Source organism: Dickeya sp. ws52, assembly GCF_007210685.1.
Lineage (GTDB): Bacteria > Pseudomonadota > Gammaproteobacteria > Enterobacterales > Enterobacteriaceae > Dickeya > Dickeya chrysanthemi.
On the sequence record NZ_SZVX01000075.1, the window covers coordinates 1 to 219 of the forward strand.

Consider the following 219-nt stretch of genomic DNA (forward strand, 5'->3'; position numbering starts at 1 on the left):
CGTTTCTTCAAAGAAGTCATGCCGGCTTTCCGTCGCCGACAGCAGGCTCAGGTCGCGCCCCGCCTGCGCCGTCAGCGCGCCACGCGTTTCCGCCTGCGCCCCCTGCAGCGTCAGGTCCTGCCCCGCCCGCAGGCTCAGCCCTTCCCCCGCGTTCAGCACCGTCCCCTGCTGCGTCACCGTCTGCTGCCAGTCCAGATGCCGGCTCCACGCGTTCGAGCC

General features: G+C 70.8%; 1 protein-coding gene. It reads right to left on the minus strand.

Features of this window, described 5'->3' with window-relative positions:
• Nucleotides 1–219 (minus strand): hemagglutinin repeat-containing protein (locus FDP13_RS21585; protein WP_143840387.1); only part of this gene is annotated, 219 nt, incomplete at both ends.